This is a genomic window from Pantoea septica (assembly GCF_002095575.1).
GTDB lineage: Bacteria > Pseudomonadota > Gammaproteobacteria > Enterobacterales > Enterobacteriaceae > Pantoea > Pantoea septica.
In genome coordinates this window covers 1-16,990 of sequence record NZ_MLJJ01000020.1, presented here as the reverse complement: position 1 = coordinate 16,990, position 16,990 = coordinate 1, and the positions used below count along the sequence as shown (strand labels likewise).

Annotated in this window: 17 protein-coding genes; 14 read left to right on the top strand and 3 right to left on the bottom strand. The window is 60.0% G+C overall.

Features of this window, described 5'->3' with window-relative positions:
- The first annotated feature begins 70 nt into the window (after window positions 1–70).
- The 7 genes from ubiE to tatD all read left to right on the top strand — a co-directional run bounded on the left by ubiE (window position 71) and on the right by tatD (window position 5,633).
- Window positions 71–829: a bifunctional demethylmenaquinone methyltransferase/2-methoxy-6-polyprenyl-1,4-benzoquinol methylase UbiE gene (gene ubiE / locus HA46_RS12370; protein ID WP_033793125.1), complete on the top strand. Its 759-nt coding sequence runs from the start codon at window positions 71–73 to the stop codon at window positions 827–829.
- 12 nt (window positions 830–841) lie between these two features.
- Window positions 842–1,447 (top strand): ubiquinone biosynthesis protein UbiJ, encoded by a 606-nt coding sequence (gene ubiJ / locus HA46_RS12365; protein ID WP_033793126.1) that lies wholly within the window; start codon window positions 842–844, stop codon window positions 1,445–1,447.
- On the top strand, window positions 1,444–3,081 hold the full coding sequence (gene ubiB, locus HA46_RS12360) for a ubiquinone biosynthesis regulatory protein kinase UbiB (protein WP_033793127.1): 1,638 nt from the start codon (window positions 1,444–1,446) through the stop codon (window positions 3,079–3,081). Before ubiJ ends, ubiB begins: the two co-directional genes overlap by 4 nt.
- A gap of 112 nt (window positions 3,082–3,193) precedes the next feature.
- Window positions 3,194–3,448 carry a Sec-independent protein translocase subunit TatA gene (gene tatA / locus HA46_RS12355; RefSeq protein ID WP_033793128.1) on the top strand — a complete coding sequence of 85 codons (255 nt, stop codon included), beginning with the start codon at window positions 3,194–3,196 and terminating at the stop codon, window positions 3,446–3,448.
- Between the two features lie 3 nt (window positions 3,449–3,451).
- A complete protein-coding gene (gene tatB, locus HA46_RS12350; RefSeq protein WP_033793129.1) occupies window positions 3,452–3,994 on the top strand; it encodes a Sec-independent protein translocase protein TatB in 543 nt (180 codons plus the stop codon).
- Between the two features lie 2 nt (window positions 3,995–3,996).
- Window positions 3,997–4,755, top strand: coding sequence for a Sec-independent protein translocase subunit TatC (gene tatC / locus HA46_RS12345; protein WP_033754655.1), 759 nt, complete (start codon window positions 3,997–3,999; stop codon window positions 4,753–4,755).
- A 95-nt stretch (window positions 4,756–4,850) separates the two neighbouring features.
- Window positions 4,851–5,633, top strand: a complete 783-nt coding sequence (tatD, locus tag HA46_RS12340; RefSeq protein WP_084884556.1) for a 3'-5' ssDNA/RNA exonuclease TatD — start codon at window positions 4,851–4,853, stop codon at window positions 5,631–5,633.
- Here the strand turns inward: tatD and rfaH are convergent.
- Window positions 5,630–6,118 (bottom strand): transcription/translation regulatory transformer protein RfaH, encoded by a 489-nt coding sequence (gene rfaH, locus HA46_RS12335; RefSeq protein WP_033754660.1) that lies wholly within the window; start codon window positions 6,116–6,118, stop codon window positions 5,630–5,632. The genes tatD and rfaH overlap by 4 nt on opposite strands.
- A gap of 197 nt (window positions 6,119–6,315) precedes the next feature.
- On the opposite strand from rfaH, the gene pepE reads away from it, so the two are divergent.
- From pepE to fre, 3 genes are all read left to right on the top strand, one after another.
- Complete coding sequence (gene pepE, locus HA46_RS12330; protein WP_084884554.1) at window positions 6,316–7,041, top strand: dipeptidase PepE; 726 nt, start codon at window positions 6,316–6,318, stop codon at window positions 7,039–7,041.
- Window positions 7,042–7,120: 79 nt separating this feature from the next.
- Window positions 7,121–8,605: a 4-hydroxy-3-polyprenylbenzoate decarboxylase gene (ubiD, locus tag HA46_RS12325; RefSeq protein WP_033793132.1), complete on the top strand. Its 1,485-nt coding sequence runs from the start codon at window positions 7,121–7,123 to the stop codon at window positions 8,603–8,605.
- A gap of 41 nt (window positions 8,606–8,646) precedes the next feature.
- The gene (fre, locus tag HA46_RS12320) at window positions 8,647–9,348 is read left to right on the top strand and encodes an NAD(P)H-flavin reductase (RefSeq protein WP_084884553.1); all 702 of its coding nucleotides are present in this window, start codon (window positions 8,647–8,649) and stop codon (window positions 9,346–9,348) included.
- A gap of 66 nt (window positions 9,349–9,414) precedes the next feature.
- Here the strand turns inward: fre and fadA are convergent, their stop codons facing one another.
- Together fadA and fadB are read right to left on the bottom strand one after the other, a co-directional pair.
- Window positions 9,415–10,578, bottom strand: coding sequence for an acetyl-CoA C-acyltransferase FadA (gene fadA, locus HA46_RS12315; protein ID WP_033793134.1), 1,164 nt, complete (start codon window positions 10,576–10,578; stop codon window positions 9,415–9,417).
- 9 nt (window positions 10,579–10,587) lie between these two features.
- Window positions 10,588–12,771, bottom strand: a complete 2,184-nt coding sequence (fadB, locus tag HA46_RS12310) for a fatty acid oxidation complex subunit alpha FadB (protein WP_084884551.1) — start codon at window positions 12,769–12,771, stop codon at window positions 10,588–10,590.
- 184 nt (window positions 12,772–12,955) lie between these two features.
- Here fadB and pepQ point away from each other — a divergent pair, with 184 nt between their 5' ends.
- Genes pepQ through hemG form a run of 4 tightly spaced genes read left to right on the top strand, consistent with a single transcriptional unit; the run spans window position 12,956 to window position 16,936 of the window.
- Complete coding sequence (gene pepQ / locus HA46_RS12305) at window positions 12,956–14,287, top strand: Xaa-Pro dipeptidase (RefSeq protein ID WP_084884549.1); 1,332 nt, start codon at window positions 12,956–12,958, stop codon at window positions 14,285–14,287.
- Complete coding sequence (locus tag HA46_RS12300) at window positions 14,287–14,904, top strand: IMPACT family protein (protein WP_033793137.1); 618 nt, start codon at window positions 14,287–14,289, stop codon at window positions 14,902–14,904. The genes pepQ and HA46_RS12300 overlap by 1 nt, the downstream gene beginning before the upstream one ends.
- A gap of 25 nt (window positions 14,905–14,929) precedes the next feature.
- On the top strand, window positions 14,930–16,381 hold the full coding sequence (gene trkH / locus HA46_RS12295; RefSeq protein WP_033793138.1) for a Trk system potassium transporter TrkH: 1,452 nt from the start codon (window positions 14,930–14,932) through the stop codon (window positions 16,379–16,381).
- A gap of 18 nt (window positions 16,382–16,399) precedes the next feature.
- A complete protein-coding gene (hemG, locus tag HA46_RS12290) occupies window positions 16,400–16,936 on the top strand; it encodes a menaquinone-dependent protoporphyrinogen IX dehydrogenase (protein ID WP_084884547.1) in 537 nt (178 codons plus the stop codon).
- The last annotated feature ends 54 nt before the right edge of the window (window positions 16,937–16,990 follow it).

The window sequence follows — 16,990 nt, the reverse complement described above, 5'->3', positions numbered from 1 at the left end:
TCGTCGCGTGCCTGACTACCCTGACTCTGATACACTTCGGGAAGTATTGTTTGTGGAACAGGTAAAACCGATGGCAGATGAATCACAGCAGGAAACTACCCATTTTGGCTTTCAGACGGTCGCCAAAAGCGAAAAAGCTGACAAAGTCGCGGACGTGTTTCACTCCGTAGCGGCGAAATATGACCTGATGAACGATCTGATGTCCTTTGGCATCCATCGCATCTGGAAGCGTTTTACCATCGACAGCAGCGGCGTGCGTCGCGGTCAGCGCGTGCTGGATCTGGCGGGCGGCACCGGCGATTTGACGGCGAAGTTTTCCCGTCTGGTCGGCGACACCGGTCAGGTGGTGCTGGCGGACATCAACAGCTCAATGCTGAAAATGGGCCGCGACAAACTGCGCAATCTCGGCGTAGTCGGCAACGTCAGCTATGTGCAGGCCAACGCCGAAGCGCTGCCCTTCCCGGATAACCATTTCGACTGCATCACCATCTCTTTCGGCCTGCGTAACGTGACCGACAAAGAGAAGGCGCTGGCGTCGATGTTCCGCGTGCTTAAGCCGGGCGGACGCCTGCTGGTGCTGGAGTTCTCCAAACCGGTGCTCGATCCCCTCAGCAAAGCGTACGACGCCTATTCGTTCCATATTTTGCCGCGCGTCGGCCAGCTGGTGGCGCAGGACGCCGAAAGCTACCGCTATCTGGCAGAGTCGATCCGCATGCATCCCGATCAGGAGACCCTGAAGGCGATGATGAACGACGCCGGATTCGAGAACACGACTTATTACAACATGACCGGCGGCATTGTCGCGCTGCATCGTGGATTTAAGTTTTAACCGGATATGGTGATGCGCTTGACGCCCTTGATTACCGCCGGTCTTGAGACCGCGCTAAACCGCATGCTCTATCGCGATCGCGGCCTGAAAGCCGCGCGCCAGCGACTGGTGGGACAGGTGCTGACGCTGCGTCTCGAGGAGCTTTCCCATCCGCTGGTGCTGGTCTTCAGCGAACAGCAGCTCGACGTGCTGAGCGACTGGCAGGACAGCAGCGACTGCACCGTGATTACGCAGCTGAAAACCCTGCCGAAGCTGCGCGATCGACAGCAGCTGACCAGCCTGATCCGCAGCGGCGAACTGCAGGTCGAAGGCGATCTGCAGGTGGTGCAGCGCTTTTCCGCGCTGATCGACCTGGCGGAACTGGACCCGGCCGAATATCTCGCGCCCTGGATCGGCGATATCGCCGCGCAGGGCGTCAGCCAGGCGGCGCAGCGCGCCCTGCGGCTGCTACGCGGCGAGGTCACGCGTCGCCAGGATTATCTGGGGCAGGCATTAACCGAAGAGTGGCGCGTCGCGCCGGGCGCGCTGGAACTGGCGTGGTTTTCTGAGGAGGTAGACGCGATGGAACGTTCGCTTGATGCGCTCACGGCGCGTTTAGCGCAGCTGGAGGCGAAATGACGTTTGGAGAGATTCGCCGTTTATATTTCATCATCAGGATTTTTTTGACTTACGGTCTTGATGAACTGATCCCCCGCATGCGCCTTACCATTCCGCTGCGCCTCTGGCGCCGCACGATTTTTTGGCTGCCTAACCGGCATAAAGATGAAGAGATCGGCGTGCGTATGCGCCTGGCGATGGAGCAGCTCGGTCCGGTCTGGATCAAGTTCGGCCAGATGCTCTCTACGCGTCGCGACCTTTTTCCGCCCGTGATCGCCGACCAGCTCGCCATCCTGCAGGATCGCGTCGCGCCCTTCGACGGCGTAAAGGCTAAAGAGCAGATTGAAAAATCGATCGGCGGTCCGGTAGAAACCTGGTTCGATGATTTCGATATCAAACCGCTGGCGTCGGCGTCGATCGCGCAGGTGCATACCGCCACCCTGAAATCCACCGGCAAGAAGGTGGTAATCAAGGTGATCCGTCCGGACATCCTGCCGGTGATCAAAGCGGATATGAAGCTCATCTATCGCCTGGCGCGCTGGGTGCCGCGCCTGCTGCCGGACGGGCGCCGTCTGCGTCCCATGGAAGTGGTGCGCGACTACGAGAAGACGCTGATCGACGAGCTGAATCTGCTGCGCGAAGCGGCCAACGCTATTCAGCTGCGCCGTAACTTCGAAGATAGCCCGATGCTGTACGTGCCGGAGGTCTATTCCGACTACTGTAGCGAAACCATGCTGGTGATGGAGCGCATCTACGGCATTCCCATCTCCGACGTGGCGACGCTGGAGCAGCACGGTGTCAACATGAAGCTGCTGGCCGAGCGCGGCGTGCAGGTCTTCTTTACGCAGGTGTTCCGCGACAGCTTCTTCCATGCCGATATGCATCCCGGCAATATTTTCGTCAGCTACGACCATCCGGAAGATCCGCAATATATCGGCATCGACTGCGGCATCGTCGGCTCGCTGAACAAAGAGGATAAGCGCTATCTGGCGGAAAACTTTATCGCCTTCTTCAACCGCGACTACCGAAAAGTCGCGGAGCTGCACGTCGATTCAGGCTGGGTGCCGCCCGATACCAACGTCGAAGATTTCGAATTCGCTATCCGTACCGTGTGCGAACCCATCTTCGAGAAGCCGCTGGCGGAGATCTCTTTCGGCCATGTGCTGCTCAACCTGTTCAGCACCGCGCGCCGCTTCAATATGGAAGTGCAGCCGCAACTGGTGCTGCTGCAAAAAACGCTGCTCTACGTCGAAGGCATCGGCCGTCAGCTCTATCCGCAGCTCGATCTGTGGAAAACCGCCAAGCCGTTCCTCGAAGACTGGATCAAAGATCAAATTGGCCTGCCGGCTATTCTGCGCGCGGTGAAAGAAAAAGCGCCCTTCTGGGCGGAGAAGCTGCCGGAGCTGCCGGAGCTGTTTTATGAAAGCATGCGGCATCATAAACTTTTGCAGCACAGCGTCGATAAGCTGACTAAGGATATGCACGCCCAGCGGACGCAACATCATCAAGCGCGCTATCTGTTCGGCGTCGGCGCGACCCTGCTGCTCAGCGGCACGGCGGTATTGCTGAGTCGCCCGGACTGGGATTTCTTTCCAGCCCTGTTAATGGCGGCGGGTTTCGTCACCTGGCTAATCGGCTGGCGTAAGACAAACTAATTGTCAGCCACGCCTGAATCGCGGTAATGTCGCAGCCTTAAGCCCGGCGTCATCAGGGCTTTTGGCGGACATTACTCTTCTCAATCTCTCGCAACATCAGAGGCACTATCTCATGGGCGGTATCAGTATCTGGCAATTATTAATTATTGCCGTCATCGTTGTACTCCTGTTTGGCACCAATAAGTTAAAAAACCTGGGTTCCGATCTCGGTTCCTCTATCAAGGGCTTTAAAAAAGCCATGAGCGATGAGGATGAGAAAAAGGACCAGCCAAACCAGCAGGACGCTGATTTCAATGCCAAAACGCTGGCGGATAAACAGCACACTTCGGCTAACAAAGAAGACGTCAAAAACGACAAGCAGGTGTAAACCGTGTTCGACATTGGTTTTAGTGAACTGGTACTGGTGTTCGTGATCGGGCTGATTGTTCTCGGCCCGCAGCGACTGCCGGTTGCGGTAAAAACCGTAGTAGGCTGGATTCGGGCAATGCGCTCGCTGGCTGCCAACGTGCAGCACGAGCTGGCGCAGGAGCTGAAGCTGCAGGAGCTGCAGGACAGCCTGAAAAAGGTGGAAGAGGCGAGCCGCGGCACCATGTCGCCGGAGCTGAAAGAGTCAATGGAAGAGCTGCGCAAAACCGCCGATTCGATGAAGCGTTCGGTGCAGCAGAGCATCGATATCGAAAAAGCCGAGGATGAAGCCAATACCATTCATGCGCCTCAACAGCGCGCGGCGGAATCCGTAACGCCAGCGACGGCCCACACTCAGGCCAGCGCGCCGGCGCAGACGCCGGAAGCGGCGGTAGAGACCGCTGAAACCGCTAAAACCGATGCGAACCCGCCAGCGGCGGTTGTTAATCCTGTGTCAGCCGCGCCGCGCAGTCCGGCAACAACCTCTTCTGCAAGTGATGAACGATAACCATGGCCGTTGAAGATACCCAACCGCTTATCAGCCACTTGATTGAGCTGCGTAAGCGTCTGCTGTACTGCATTGTCGCGGTGTTTGCGATTTTTATGGCGCTGATCTATTTTGCCAACGACATCTATCATATGGTCGCTTCGCCGCTGATCAGCCAGATGCCGGCCGGCGCCAGCATGATCGCCACCGACGTCGCCTCGCCGTTTTTCACGCCGATTAAGCTCACCATCATCGTGTCGGTTTTTCTCGCGGTGCCGGTGATCCTCTATCAGGTATGGGCTTTCGTCGCGCCAGCGCTCTACCGGCATGAACGCCGGCTGGTGATGCCGCTGCTGTTCTCCAGCACCCTGCTGTTTTACGTCGGCGTCGCCTTTGCTTACTTCATCGTCTTTCCGCTGGCGTTCGGCTTCTTCGCTAAAACCGCGCCGCAGGGCGTGACTATCGCGACCGATATCACCAACTACCTCGACTTCGTCATGACGCTGTTTATGGCGTTCGGCGTGGCGTTCGAGGTGCCGGTGGCGATTGTGCTGCTCTGCTGGACCGGCATCACTACGCCGGAAGATCTGAAAAAGAAACGTCCCTATATTCTGGTCGGCGCGTTCGTTGTTGGGATGCTGCTCACACCGCCGGACGTTTTCTCGCAAACTTTGCTCGCTATTCCGATGTACTGCCTGTTTGAAGTCGGCGTATTCTTTTCCCGTTACTACGTCGGGAAGGGACGACGGGCGCAGGAAGAGGAACAGCATACCGATTCCTGACCCGTTATCAGTTCGCTTCCCGCACCTGGCGGGTAGACCCTGTTACCGAACCGCCCATCTGGGCGGTTTTTGTTTAATAAGCTATGGGAAAGATTATGTTTGATATCGGTGTAAACCTGACCAGCACGCAGTTCGCCGCCGACCGCGACAAGGTGGTAAAGCGTGCGCGCGAAGCGGGCGTCACCGGCATGTTGATCACCGGGACCAATGCGCTGGAGAGCCAGCAGGCGCAGCGGCTGGCCGAGCGTCAGCCCGACTTCTGCTGGTCGACGGCGGGCGTGCATCCGCATCACGCCAGCGAATGGTCGAATGAGACGGCCAATACGCTGCGGCGCCTGGCAGAGCGGCCGCAGGTGGTGGCGATTGGCGAATGCGGCCTCGATTTCAACCGTAACCTTGCCGCGCACGAGCAGCAGGAGTACGCCTTCGACGCGCAGCTGGCGCTGGCCGCCGAGCTGAATATGCCGGTCTTCCTTCACTGTCGCGAAGCGCACGACCGCTTTGCGGCGGTGCTGGCGCCCTGGCTGCCGAAGCTGCCGGGCGCGGTGGTGCACTGCTTTACCGGCACGCGCGACGAGCTGGAGGCCTGTCTGGCGATGGGGCTGTCGGTAGGCATTACCGGCTGGGTCTGCGATGAGCGTCGCGGCATGGCGCTGCGTGAGATGCTGCCGCTGATTCCGGCGGAGCGACTGCTGCTGGAGACGGACGCGCCCTGGCTGCTGCCGCGCGATATGCATCCGCGGCCGACGTCGCGTCGTAATGAACCCTGTTTTTTGCCGCATATCGTGCAGCAGGTGGCGAAGTGGCGCGGAGAAGAGCAGGTGGCGCTGGCGGAGCAGGTGGATCGTAACGCGCGCGCGCTGTTCCGACTGCCCTAAAGCTTGCGGAACTGCTTGTTGTCTACGCTGCGCATCACCTGTTTATTCAGCAGGTTAAGCAGCAGCATAGAGCGCGTTTCGCCATCGGGTTCGGCGAAGATGGCGCGCAGGCCTTCAAAGGTCCCTTCGGTGATGATGACCTCATCGCCGACCTGCGGCGTTTCCGGATCGATCAGCGTTTGCGGCACGTCGGTTTGCAGCGCTTCGATAACGGCGGAAGGCACTGTCGCAGGCAGCGTGCCGAAGCGCACGAAGTGGCTGACGCCGCGCGTGCTGCTGATGGTCGTGGTGTGGATCGCTTCGGGATCGAATTCGATAAAGAGATAGTTAGGAAACAGGGGCTCACTCACGGTGGTCCGTTTGCCGCGCACCACTTTTTCCAGAGCGATCATCGGGCTGAGGCAATGCACCTCCTGCCGCTCAAGATGCTCTTTCGCGCGCAACAGCTGTCCACGTTTGCAATAGAGTAAGTACCAGGATTCCATAAATGCTCCCATCGAATGGACGCTAAGAATAGCAAACCTGCTGCCAGAGTTATAGCGCATCGCAGCGTGGAAAGATGCCGAAGCGGACAAAGTGGCCGAGGTTTCCGCAAACTGCCCGACACAAGCGGGAAAATTGACGAGCGGCGGTGCGCTGGTTCAGACTCGTGGCTCATAACGTTTGCGAAAAGGATCTGCCGATGGAACTGTTTTTATTAAGCAACGGCAAGCTGGCCGACGATGCGCCGCTGCTTGGTTACGCGCAGCCGCAGCTGCATGCGATGATCGCTCAACGCGGCATTCGTTCGGCGGTGCTGGTGCCTTACGCCATTATTCGCGGCGACCATCAACAGCGCGCCGCCGAGCTGAGCGCGTCGCTGGGCGTTGCCGTGCGCTGCGTGCAGGATTTCGCGACGCCGGTGGCGGCCATTGAGCAGGCGGAGCTGATTCTGGTCAGCGGCGGCAATACCTGGCTGCTGAACCAGATGCTGCACGAGAACGGCCTGATTGTGGCGATCCAGCGCGCCGTGCGCGAACGGGGGGTGCCTTACGTCGGGTGGAGCGCGGGCTGCAACGTCGCGACGCCCTCGATTCGCACCACCAACGATATGCCTGTGCGCAGCAGCGTGGTGTTGCCTGCGCTGGGCCTGTTTCCGGTTCAGATCAATCCGCACTACCTCGACGCGCATGCCAGCGGACATATGGGCGAAACCCGCGACGAACGCCTGGCGGAGTTTTGCGCCGTCAATCCTGAGGAGTCGGTGATTGCGCTGCGCGAAGGCAGTTTTCTGCATGTGCATGAAAACCAGCTCTCTTACTTCAGCGTGCGCGGCGAGGACTTTAAAGTTTTCCGCCACAATCAGCCGATTCAGGCCTGCCGCGACGCCACGGCGCTGCAGGCGCTGGTTCCCTTTCGCTGCGACTGAGGTTGCTGCATAAAATCCAACACGCCTTAAGAATCGGCCCTATAATGGCCGATTCACTTTGGCTGGAAGCGAAGGCCGCATGAAATATCACGATTTACGAGACTTCCTCACGCTGCTGGAACAGCGCGGCGAGTTAAAGCGCATTAGCCACTCTATCGATCCAGAGCTGGAAATGACGGAAATTGCCGACCGCACGCTGCGCGCCGGCGGACCGGCGCTGCTGTTTGAAAACCCCAAAGGCTATGACATGCCGGTGCTGTGCAACCTGTTCGGCACGCCGAAACGCGTGGCGATGGGCATGGGGCAGGAAGAGGTCAGCGCGCTGCGCGAAGTCGGCAAGCTGCTGGCGTTTCTGAAAGAGCCTGAGCCGCCGAAAGGCTTCCGCGATCTGTTCGACAAGATGCCGCAGTTCAAACAGGTGCTGAATATGCCGACCAAACGGCTGCGCAACGCGCCCTGCCAGGAGGTGGTGTTCAGCGGCGACGAGGTCGACCTGTCGCGCATTCCGGTGATGAAGTGCTGGCCGGACGACGCCGCGCCGCTGATTACCTGGGGGCTGACCGTCACGCGCGGGCCGCACAAAGAGCGGCAGAATCTGGGCATCTATCGCCAGCAGGTGATTGGCAAAAACCGCCTGATTATGCGCTGGCTCTCCCATCGCGGCGGCGCGCTCGATTATCAGGAGTGGTGCCAGGCCCATCCTGGCGAACGCTTCCCGGTTTCAGTCGCACTCGGCGCCGATCCCGCCACTATTCTCGGCGCAGTAACGCCGGTGCCGGATACGCTGTCGGAGTACGCCTTCGCCGGTCTGCTGCGCGGCAATAAAACGGAAGTGGTGAAGTGCCTCTCCAACGATCTGGAAGTGCCCGCCAGCGCGGAGATCGTGCTGGAAGGTTACATCGAGCCGGGCGATATGGCGCCGGAAGGGCCCTATGGCGATCATACGGGCTACTACAATGAGGTAGATAACTTCCCGGTTTTCACCGTCACGCACGTTACGCAACGGCAGAACGCCATCTACCACTCCACCTATACCGGCCGTCCGCCCGATGAGCCGGCGGTGCTGGGCGTCGCGCTGAACGAAGTGCTGGTGCCGATCCTGATTAAGCAGTTCCCGGAGATTGTGGATTTCTATCTGCCGCCGGAGGGCTGCTCTTATCGCCTGGCGGTAGTGACGATGAAAAAACAGTACGCAGGACACGCTAAGCGCGTGATGTTCGGCGTCTGGTCATTCCTGCGGCAGTTCATGTACACCAAATTTGTTATTGTGTGTGACGACGATGTTAACGCACGCGACTGGAACGACGTGATCTGGGCCATTACCACCCGTATGGATCCGGCACGCGACACGGTGCTGGTGGAAAACACGCCTATCGACTATCTGGACTTCGCCTCGCCGGTTTCCGGCCTGGGTTCCAAGATGGGTCTGGACGCCACCAATAAATGGCCGGGCGAGACCCAGCGCGAGTGGGGACGACCGATCGTGAAAGATCCCGCCGTAACGGCGCGCATCGACGCGATCTGGGATGACTTAGGCATCTTTACTCAGCCGCCGCAGCGCTGACGGCGCGCACAACCCTAATGACGACCCGACAGAGGGAACGCATGACGATTTTAAGCTGTAAAGTAACTTCAGTTGAAGCGATTACCGATACCGTATATCGCGTCCGCCTGATACCCGAAGCGGATTTTACCTTTCGCGCCGGGCAGTATTTGATGGTGGTGATGGACGAGCGCGACAAGCGTCCGTTCTCGCTCGCCTCGACCCCGATGGAAAAAGAGATTATCGAGCTGCATATCGGCGCCTCCGATCTCAATCTCTACGCCATGGCGGTCATGGATCGTATCCGCGACGACCGTCAGATTACCGTGGATATTCCGCACGGCGACGCCTGGCTGCGTGAAGAGAGCTCGCGCCCCATCGTGTTGATTGCCGGCGGCACCGGCTTCTCCTATGCGCGTTCCATCCTGCTGACCGCGCTGGCGCAGCAGCCGGATCGCGAAATCGCTATTTACTGGGGCGGCCGCGAACTGCAGCATCTTTACGATCTGGAGGAGCTGAACGCGCTGGCGGTGAAGCACCCTAATCTGCGCGTAGTGCCGGTGGTCGAACAGCCGGAAGAGGGCTGGCAGGGGCGTTCCGGCACGGTATTGACGGCGGTGATGCAGGATTTCGCCACGCTGGCGGAGCACGATATCTATATCGCTGGACGTTTTGAGATGGCGAAGATCGCCCGTGACCGCTTTTGCGCCGAGCGCGGCGCCAAAGAAGCGCAGATGTTTGGCGACGCCTTCGCCTTTATTTGAGGCGCCGCAGGCAGAAAAAACCCGCCCCTGACGGGCGGGAACTGACTTCCAACGTGATCCAACGTATTACAGACGCTCAAATACGGTTGCGATGCCCTGGCCTAAGCCGATGCACATGCTGGCAAGGCCGAACTGGGCATCGCGTCGCTCCATAATGTTCAGCAGCGTGGCGCTGATGCGCGCGCCCGAACAGCCGAGCGGATGGCCGAGCGCGATGGCGCCGCCGTTCAGGTTCACCTTGTCGTCCAGCCGATCCAGCAAACCGAGGTCCTTAATGCAGGGCAGGGTTTGCGCGGCGAACGCTTCGTTCAGCTCGAATACATCGATGTCTTCCACGCTTAATCCGGCGCGCTTCAGCGCCAGCTTGCTGGCGGGCACCGGACCGTAGCCCATGATCGATGGATCGCAGCCGATGACCGCCATGCTTTTAACGCGCGCGCGCGGCGTCAGCCCCAGTTCGCGCGCGCGGCTTTCGCTCATTACCAGCAGCGCGGCGGCGCCGTCGGAGAGCGCGGACGAGCTGCCCGCCGTGACCGTGCCGTTGACCGGATCGAACGCCGGCTTCAGCGCCGCCAGTCCTTCCAGGCTGGTCTCCTCGCGGATCACCTCGTCAACGTCATAGCGTTTTAGCGCGCCGTCGGCGTCGTGTCCGTAGGTCGGCACGATCTCCCGGCGGAAATCGCCGCGCTGGGTCGCGGCCCAGGCGCGCTGGTGCGAACGCAGCGCAAAGGCGTCCTGCTGCTCGCGGCTGATATGATGCATATGCGCCAGCATCTCGGCGGTCAGGCCCATCATGCCCGCTGCTTTCGCTACCGTGCGGCCCAGTCCGGGATGGAAATCGACGCCGTGGCTCATCGGCACGTGCCCCATGTGTTCCACGCCGCCGACCAGACAGGCGTGCGCGTCGCCGACCATAATGGCGCGCGCCGCATCGTGCAGCGCCTGCATCGACGATCCGCACAGGCGGTTGACGGTGGTCGCCGGCACGCGATGGGGAATTTCCGCCAACAGCGCGGCGTTGCGCGCGATATTGAAGCCTTGCTCCAGCGTCTGCTGCACGCAGCCCCACACGATGTCGTCCAGCGTGGCGGGATTAAGCGCTGGATGGCGGCTTAACAGCTCGCGCATCAGGTGCGCGGAGAGATCTTCCGCGCGCACTTGACGAAAGGCGCCGCCTTTGGAACGGCCCATCGGCGTGCGGACCGCGTCAATAATCACCACATTTTCCATCTTCTGTCCTCAGGCGCTTTGCAGCGCCGCTTCGTCGATAGGTTGAACCGCCGGATACCAGCTTTCGCGCTGATGCGCCTTCTGCAGCAGCAGGTCAGGCAGCTGGTAGAGCGCGCCAAGATCGCCGTAGCGTCTGGCCTGATCCACCACGTTGCCGTTGCCGAGCGTGTCGAGATAGCGCAGCGCGCCGCCGCGGAACGGCGGAAAGCCGAGGCCGTAGACCAGCGCCATATCGGCTTCGGCCGGCGAGGCGACGATCTTCTCCTCCAGGCAGCGCACGACTTCGTTCAGCATCGGGATCATCATGCGATTGAGGATCTCTTCGTCGCTGAAGAGGCGCGTAGCGGCACAAACAGGGTTAAGCAGCGCGTCCACCTCGGGATCGACCGCTTTTTTTGCTTTGCCTTTGCGATCCGTCTCCCAGCGGTAAAAGCCTTTGCCGTTCTTCTGGCCATAGCGTCCCGCATCGAACAGGACGTCAATCGCGTCGCGGTAATCTTTCTGCATGCGCGTCGGAAACCCTTCCGCCATAACGCGCTGCGCGTGATGCGCGGTATCGATGCCGACCACGTCCAGCAGCCACGCCGGGCCCATCGGCCAGCCGAACTGCTTCTCCATCACCTTATCGATCTGACGGAAGTCCGCGCCGTCGCGCAGCAGCAGGCCGAAGGCGGCGAAGTAGGGGAAGAGCACGCGGTTGACGAAGAAGCCGGGACAGTCATTGACGACAATCGGCGTCTTGCCCATTTTGCTCGCCCAGGCCACCACTTTGCCGATGGTGGCGTCGCTGCTCTTCTCGCCGCGCACCACCTCTACCAGCGGCATACGCGGCACTGGGTTGAAGAAGTGCATGCCGCAGAAATTCTCCGGACGCTGCAGCGCCTGGGCCAGCTGGCTGATGGGAATGGTCGAGGTATTGGAGGCGAGTACCGCATCCGCGCGCAGATGCTGTTCGGTCTCCGCCAGCACTTTCGCTTTGACCTGCGGATTCTCGACGACCGCTTCGACCACGATATCGGCGCGCTCGAAACCGGCATAGTCGAGCGTAGGCTGAATCATGGCGATGGTGCTGGCCAGCTTGCCGCCGTCGATCTTGCCGCGCTCCAGCTGTTTATTCAGCAGCTTGCTCGCCTCGTTCATGCCCAGCGTCAGCGCCTGGGGCTGAATATCCTTCATCTTCACCGGCACGCCTTTCCACGCCGACTGATAGCTGATGCCGCCGCCCATAATGCCCGCGCCCAGCACAGCCGCCTGTTCCGGCGCGCTGCTGGCGCTGGCGTACTTTTTCGCCAGCCCTTTGACATACTGATCGTTAAGGAAAATGCCGACCAGCGCCCGCGCTTCATCGCTCTGCGCCAGCGGCACGAAGGCGGCGGTTTCCAGCTTCAGCGCATCGTCGCGCCCCAGCGCGGCGGCGGCCTCAATGGTTTTGACCGCGGCGATCGGCGCGGGATAGTGTTTGCCTGCGGTTTGCAGCACCACATTTTTAGCCACGGTAAAGCTCATGGCAGCTTCAATCGGGCTGAGGCGCAGCGGCGCCAGCTTCGGCGCGCGGCGCGCCTGCCAGTCGCCCTGTGTGATCGCTTCCTTCAGCATGGCGAGCGCGGCGGCGCGCAGCTTATCGCTGCTGACCACCGCATCGACCAGCCCGAGTTTAAGCGCGCTGGCGCCGTCGACATCTTTTCCGGCGGCGATAATCTCCAGCGCGGCGTCGGCGCCCAGCAGGCGCGGCAGCCGCACGCTGCCGCCGAAGCCCGGCATAATGCCCAGCCGCGTTTCCGGCAGACCGATGCGCGCGCCAGGCGTGGCGACGCGCAGATCGGTCGCCAGTATGCATTCGCACCCGCCGCCCAGCGCGTAACCGTCTATCGCGGCAATGGTCGGCACCGGCAGATCTTCCAGCCGGTTAAAGATGCTGTTAGCGAAAGCGAGCCACTGACTGAGCTTTTCAGTCGGTGCGTCGAACAGCGAGAGAAATTCAGTAATATCGGCGCCGACGATAAAGGCGGGCTTAGCCGAGCTTAACAGTAAGCCGCGCAGCGAGGTTTGCTGCTCCAGCACGCCGATCGCTTCGCCAAGGCTGGCGACGGTGCGGGTGTCGAGTTTATTGACTGAGCCGGGGGCGTCGAACTGCAGCTCAGCGACGCCGTCTTCGAGCCAGCGCAGGGAAAGGGTATCGCCTTGGTAGAGCATGTGCGTCTCCTGATCGCGAAAGGGGATCTGGTCATACCAGATGATCAGGAGTGTGGGATTCGTGTTAATTTTTTGCAAACCAAAGTTTGCTTATTTGCTAACAGGATCACAGCGTCGGGAACGCGGCGTTCAGGCGGCGGCTGTGCTACACTGCGGCGATTTTCGCGACACGGGAGAGCGAGCAATGGATTCACTGAAAACGCTGTATCAGACGCATATCGCCACGCTGCAACAGCGGGCGCAGCAGGTGCTGGCGCGCAATAAACTGGATGCGATGTTGATTCATTCCGGCGAACTGCTAACGGTTTTTCTCGACGATCATGACTATCCCTTCAAGGTGAATCCTCAGTTCAAAGCCTGGGTGCCGGTCACGCAGGTGCCGAACTGCTGGCTCTGGATCGACGGCGTCAATAAGCCGAAACTCTGGTTCTACTCGCCGGTCGATTACTGGCATAACGTTGAGCCGCTGCCGAACAGCTTCTGGACCGAAGCCGTCGAAGTGATCGGGCTGAAAAGCGCCGACGAGATTGGACAACAGCTGCCGGCGCAGCGCGAAAATGTCGCCTATATCGGGCCGGTGGTGCAGCGCGCCGCGCAGCTCGGCATCAGCGCCGACAACACCAACCCGAAAGCGGTGATCGATTTCCTTCACTACCACCGCAGCATCAAAACCGATTACGAGCTGGCCTGCATGCGCGAGGCGCAAAAGCTGGCCGTTGCCGGACACCGCGCCGCGAAAGAGGCTTTTTTCTCCGGCCTCAGCGAGTTCGATATCAATCAGGCTTACCTGACGGCGACCGGCCATCGCGATATCGACGTGCCCTACGGCAATATCGTCGCCCTTAACGAACATGCTGCGGTGCTGCATTACACCCGGCTTGATCACCAGCCGCCGGCGAAGCGCCACAGCTTCCTTATCGACGCGGGAGCGGAATACCTTGGCTATGCCGCCGATTTAACGCGCAGCTACGCAGCGCAGAAGGATTCGCTTTACGCCAGCCTGGTCGCGGCGATGAATAGCGAAGAGCTGGCGCTGATCGGCACGCTGAAAGCGGGCGTGCGCTACACCGACTATCATCTGCAGATGCATCAGCGCATTGCGAAGCTGCTGCTGAAGTTCGACCTGGCGCAAGGCGTAAGCGAAGAGGCGCTAGTGGCGGAAAATATTACCGGACCCTTTATGCCGCACGGGCTGGGCCATCCGCTCGGATTGCAGGTCCATGACGTCGCAGGCTTTATGCAGGACGAAGCGGGCACCCATCTCGCGGCGCCGGCGCAGTATCCTTATCTGCGCTGCACGCGCGTGCTGGAACCGGGCATGGTGCTGACCATCGAGCCGGGCTTCTATATCATCGAGTCGCTGCTGGCTCCGCTGCGTGAAGGTCCGTTCAGCCAGCACCTTAACTGGCAGGCGATTGACGCGCTGAAGCCTTACGGCGGCATCCGCATTGAAGACAACGTGGTGGTGCATGCCAACCGCATTGAGAACATGACGCGCGATCTGCACCTTGCCTGATGGACGCTTACGATATTCCCGCTGATGCCGTCAGCATCAGCGAGGAGACAATCAAGAAAAGCCGCTTTATTACGCTGCTGGCCCATACCGACGGCGTAGAGGCGGCGCGCGCCTTTGTTCAGCAGGTGAAAAGCGAGCATCCCGACGCGCGTCACCACTGCTGGGCCTGGGTCGCGGGCGCGCCGCACGATTCGCAGCAGCTGGGCTTCTCCGATGACGGCGAACCCTCCGGCACGGCGGGAAAACCGATGCTGGCGCAGCTGATGGGCGCGGATATCGGCGAGATCACCGCTGTAGTGGTGCGTTACTACGGCGGCATTATGCTCGGCACCGGCGGGCTGGTAAAAGCTTACGGCGGCGGCGTACAGCAAGGACTCAGGCAGCTGGGTCGCACGCGCAAAGTGCCGATGAAACGCTATGCGCTAAAGTGCGACTATGCTCAGATCGGCGATATCGAACGTCTGCTGGGCAGGTTCGACGGCCGTATCGATGAGATTGTCTACCTTGACCGCATCGCGCTAACGCTTGCGCTGCCCTATGCGCACATCGAGGCGTTCAAACAAACGCTTTCTGACTTTAGCCGGGGCGCGCTGAGCCTCGACCCGTTAACACCCTGACAACTCTTTTCTAAGGAACGGCTGAATGCATTTTCGCGCCATTACTCGCATTGTCGGTCTGCTGGTGATCCTTTTTTCCGTCACCATGATTGTGCCGGGACTGGTGGCTTTAATTTATCGCGACGGTGCCGGGCGCGCGTTTAGCCAGACCTTTTTGATGGCGCTGGCGATCGGCTCGCTGCTGTGGTGGCCGAACCGCAAACAGCGTACCGAGCTGAAGCCGCGCGAAGGCTTCCTGATCGTAGTGCTGTTCTGGACGGTGCTCGGCAGCGTGGGGGCAATGCCTTTTATCTTCGCCGAGCAGCCGCATCTCTCCGTGACCGACGCGTTCTTTGAATCCTTTTCCGGCCTGACCACCACCGGCGCGACGACGCTGGTGGGGCTCGACAGCATGCCGAAAGCCATTCTCTTTTATCGGCAAATGCTGCAATGGCTGGGCGGGATGGGGATCATCGTGCTGGCGGTGGCGATTCTTCCTATTCTGGGCGTCGGCGGCATGCAGCTCTACCGCGCGGAAATGCCGGGGCCGCTAAAAGACAATAAGATGCGCCCGCGTATTGCGGAAACGGCTAAAACGCTGTGGCTGATCTATGTGTTGCTGACGGTCGCCTGCGCGGTGGCGCTCTGGCTGGCGGGCATGCCGCTGTTCGATGCGATAGGGCACAGTTTCTCCACCATCGCCATCGGCGGCTTTTCAACGCACGACGCCAGCATCGGCTATTTCAACAGCGGCACCATCAATACCATTATCGCTGTCTTTCTGCTGATCTCCGGCTGTAACTACGGCCTGCACTTCTCGCTGATTAGCAATCGCAACCTGCGCGTCTACTGGCGCGACCCGGAATTTCGCACTTTTATCGGCGTGCAGCTGACGCTGGTGGTCATCTGCACGCTGGTGCTCTGGTTTCATAACGTTTACGCCAGCGGCTGGCAAACGCTTAATCAGGCTTTTTTCCAGGTGGTTTCGATGGCGACCACGGCGGGATTCACTACCGACAGCATCGCGCGCTGGCCACTGTTCCTGCCTGTGCTGCTGCTCTGTTCCGCTTTTATCGGCGGCATGGCGGGCTCGACCGGTGGCGGGCTGAAGGTGATTCGCATTCTGCTGCTGTGCAAGCAGGGCTCGCGCGAGCTGAAGCGTCTGGTGCACCCGAATGCGGTCTATACCATTAAGCTCGGCAATCGCGCGCTGCCGGAGCGTATCCTGGAAGCCGTGTGGGGATTCTTCTCGGCCTATGCGCTGGTGTTTCTGGTTAGCATGCTGGCGATTATCGCTACCGGCGTCGATGACTTTTCCGCCTTTGCGGCGGTTGCGGCGACCTTGAACAATCTGGGGCCTGGCCTGGGGGTAGTAGCGGATAACTTTACCTCGATGAATGACGTGGCGAAATGGATCCTGATCTCGACCATGCTGTTCGGGCGTCTTGAAGTCTTTACCTTATTAGTCCTCTTTACGCCGACTTTCTGGCGTGAATAAGCAAAACAGGAAGCCACGATGAAAGCGTTAATTCTCTTTTCCAGCCGCGACGGGCAAGCGCGCGAAATCGCCTCTTATATTGCCGATGAGATGAAAGCGCGGCAGGCGTGCGACGTCCTCAATATTCTGCATGCTGACTCGGTTGACTGGACGCAATACGATCGCGTGCTGATCGGCGCGTCGATCCGCTACGGCAATTTCCATCCGGCGGTGGCGAAATTCGTCAAGACGCATCTGCGCGAGCTGCAGATGCGCGTAAGCGGCTTCTTTTGCGTGAACCTGACCGCGCGCAAGCCGGAGAAGCGCTCGCCGCAGACCAACGCCTATACGCGCAAATTCTTACAGCAGTCACCGTGGCAGCCTGACTGCTGCGCCGTGTTCGCCGGGGCGCTGCGCTATCCGCGCTACCGCTGGTTCGACCGGGTGATGATTCAGCTGATTATGCGCATGACCGGCGGGGAAACGGATAAAACGAAAGAGGTGGAGTATACCGACTGGCATCAGGTAGGGCGCTTTGCGCAGGAATTCGCTCAATTGCCCGCCAAATCGGCGTGATTAACAGCGATCTGCTGAAAATTAATGCGAGCGAGAATTTTTTTTAAATTAGCG

Bases quoted from the DNA above. Each gene is read 5' to 3' on its own strand.
- ubiE (WP_033793125.1), top strand. From the start codon at position 71: ATGGCAGATGAATCACAGCAGGAAACTACCCATTTTGGCTTTCAGACG.
- ubiJ (WP_033793126.1), top strand. From the start codon at position 842: ATGCGCTTGACGCCCTTGATTACCGCCGGTCTTGAGACCGCGCTAAAC.
- ubiB (WP_033793127.1), top strand. From the start codon at position 1,444: ATGACGTTTGGAGAGATTCGCCGTTTATATTTCATCATCAGGATTTTT.
- tatA (WP_033793128.1), top strand. From the start codon at position 3,194: ATGGGCGGTATCAGTATCTGGCAATTATTAATTATTGCCGTCATCGTT.
- tatC (WP_033754655.1), top strand. From the start codon at position 3,997: ATGGCCGTTGAAGATACCCAACCGCTTATCAGCCACTTGATTGAGCTG.
- tatD (WP_084884556.1), top strand. From the start codon at position 4,851: ATGTTTGATATCGGTGTAAACCTGACCAGCACGCAGTTCGCCGCCGAC.
- rfaH (WP_033754660.1), bottom strand. From the start codon at position 6,118: ATGGAATCCTGGTACTTACTCTATTGCAAACGTGGACAGCTGTTGCGC.
- pepE (WP_084884554.1), top strand. From the start codon at position 6,316: ATGGAACTGTTTTTATTAAGCAACGGCAAGCTGGCCGACGATGCGCCG.
- ubiD (WP_033793132.1), top strand. From the start codon at position 7,121: ATGAAATATCACGATTTACGAGACTTCCTCACGCTGCTGGAACAGCGC.
- fre (WP_084884553.1), top strand. From the start codon at position 8,647: ATGACGATTTTAAGCTGTAAAGTAACTTCAGTTGAAGCGATTACCGAT.
- fadA (WP_033793134.1), bottom strand. From the start codon at position 10,578: ATGGAAAATGTGGTGATTATTGACGCGGTCCGCACGCCGATGGGCCGT.
- fadB (WP_084884551.1), bottom strand. From the start codon at position 12,771: ATGCTCTACCAAGGCGATACCCTTTCCCTGCGCTGGCTCGAAGACGGC.
- pepQ (WP_084884549.1), top strand. From the start codon at position 12,956: ATGGATTCACTGAAAACGCTGTATCAGACGCATATCGCCACGCTGCAA.
- HA46_RS12300 (WP_033793137.1), top strand. From the start codon at position 14,287: ATGGACGCTTACGATATTCCCGCTGATGCCGTCAGCATCAGCGAGGAG.
- trkH (WP_033793138.1), top strand. From the start codon at position 14,930: ATGCATTTTCGCGCCATTACTCGCATTGTCGGTCTGCTGGTGATCCTT.
- hemG (WP_084884547.1), top strand. From the start codon at position 16,400: ATGAAAGCGTTAATTCTCTTTTCCAGCCGCGACGGGCAAGCGCGCGAA.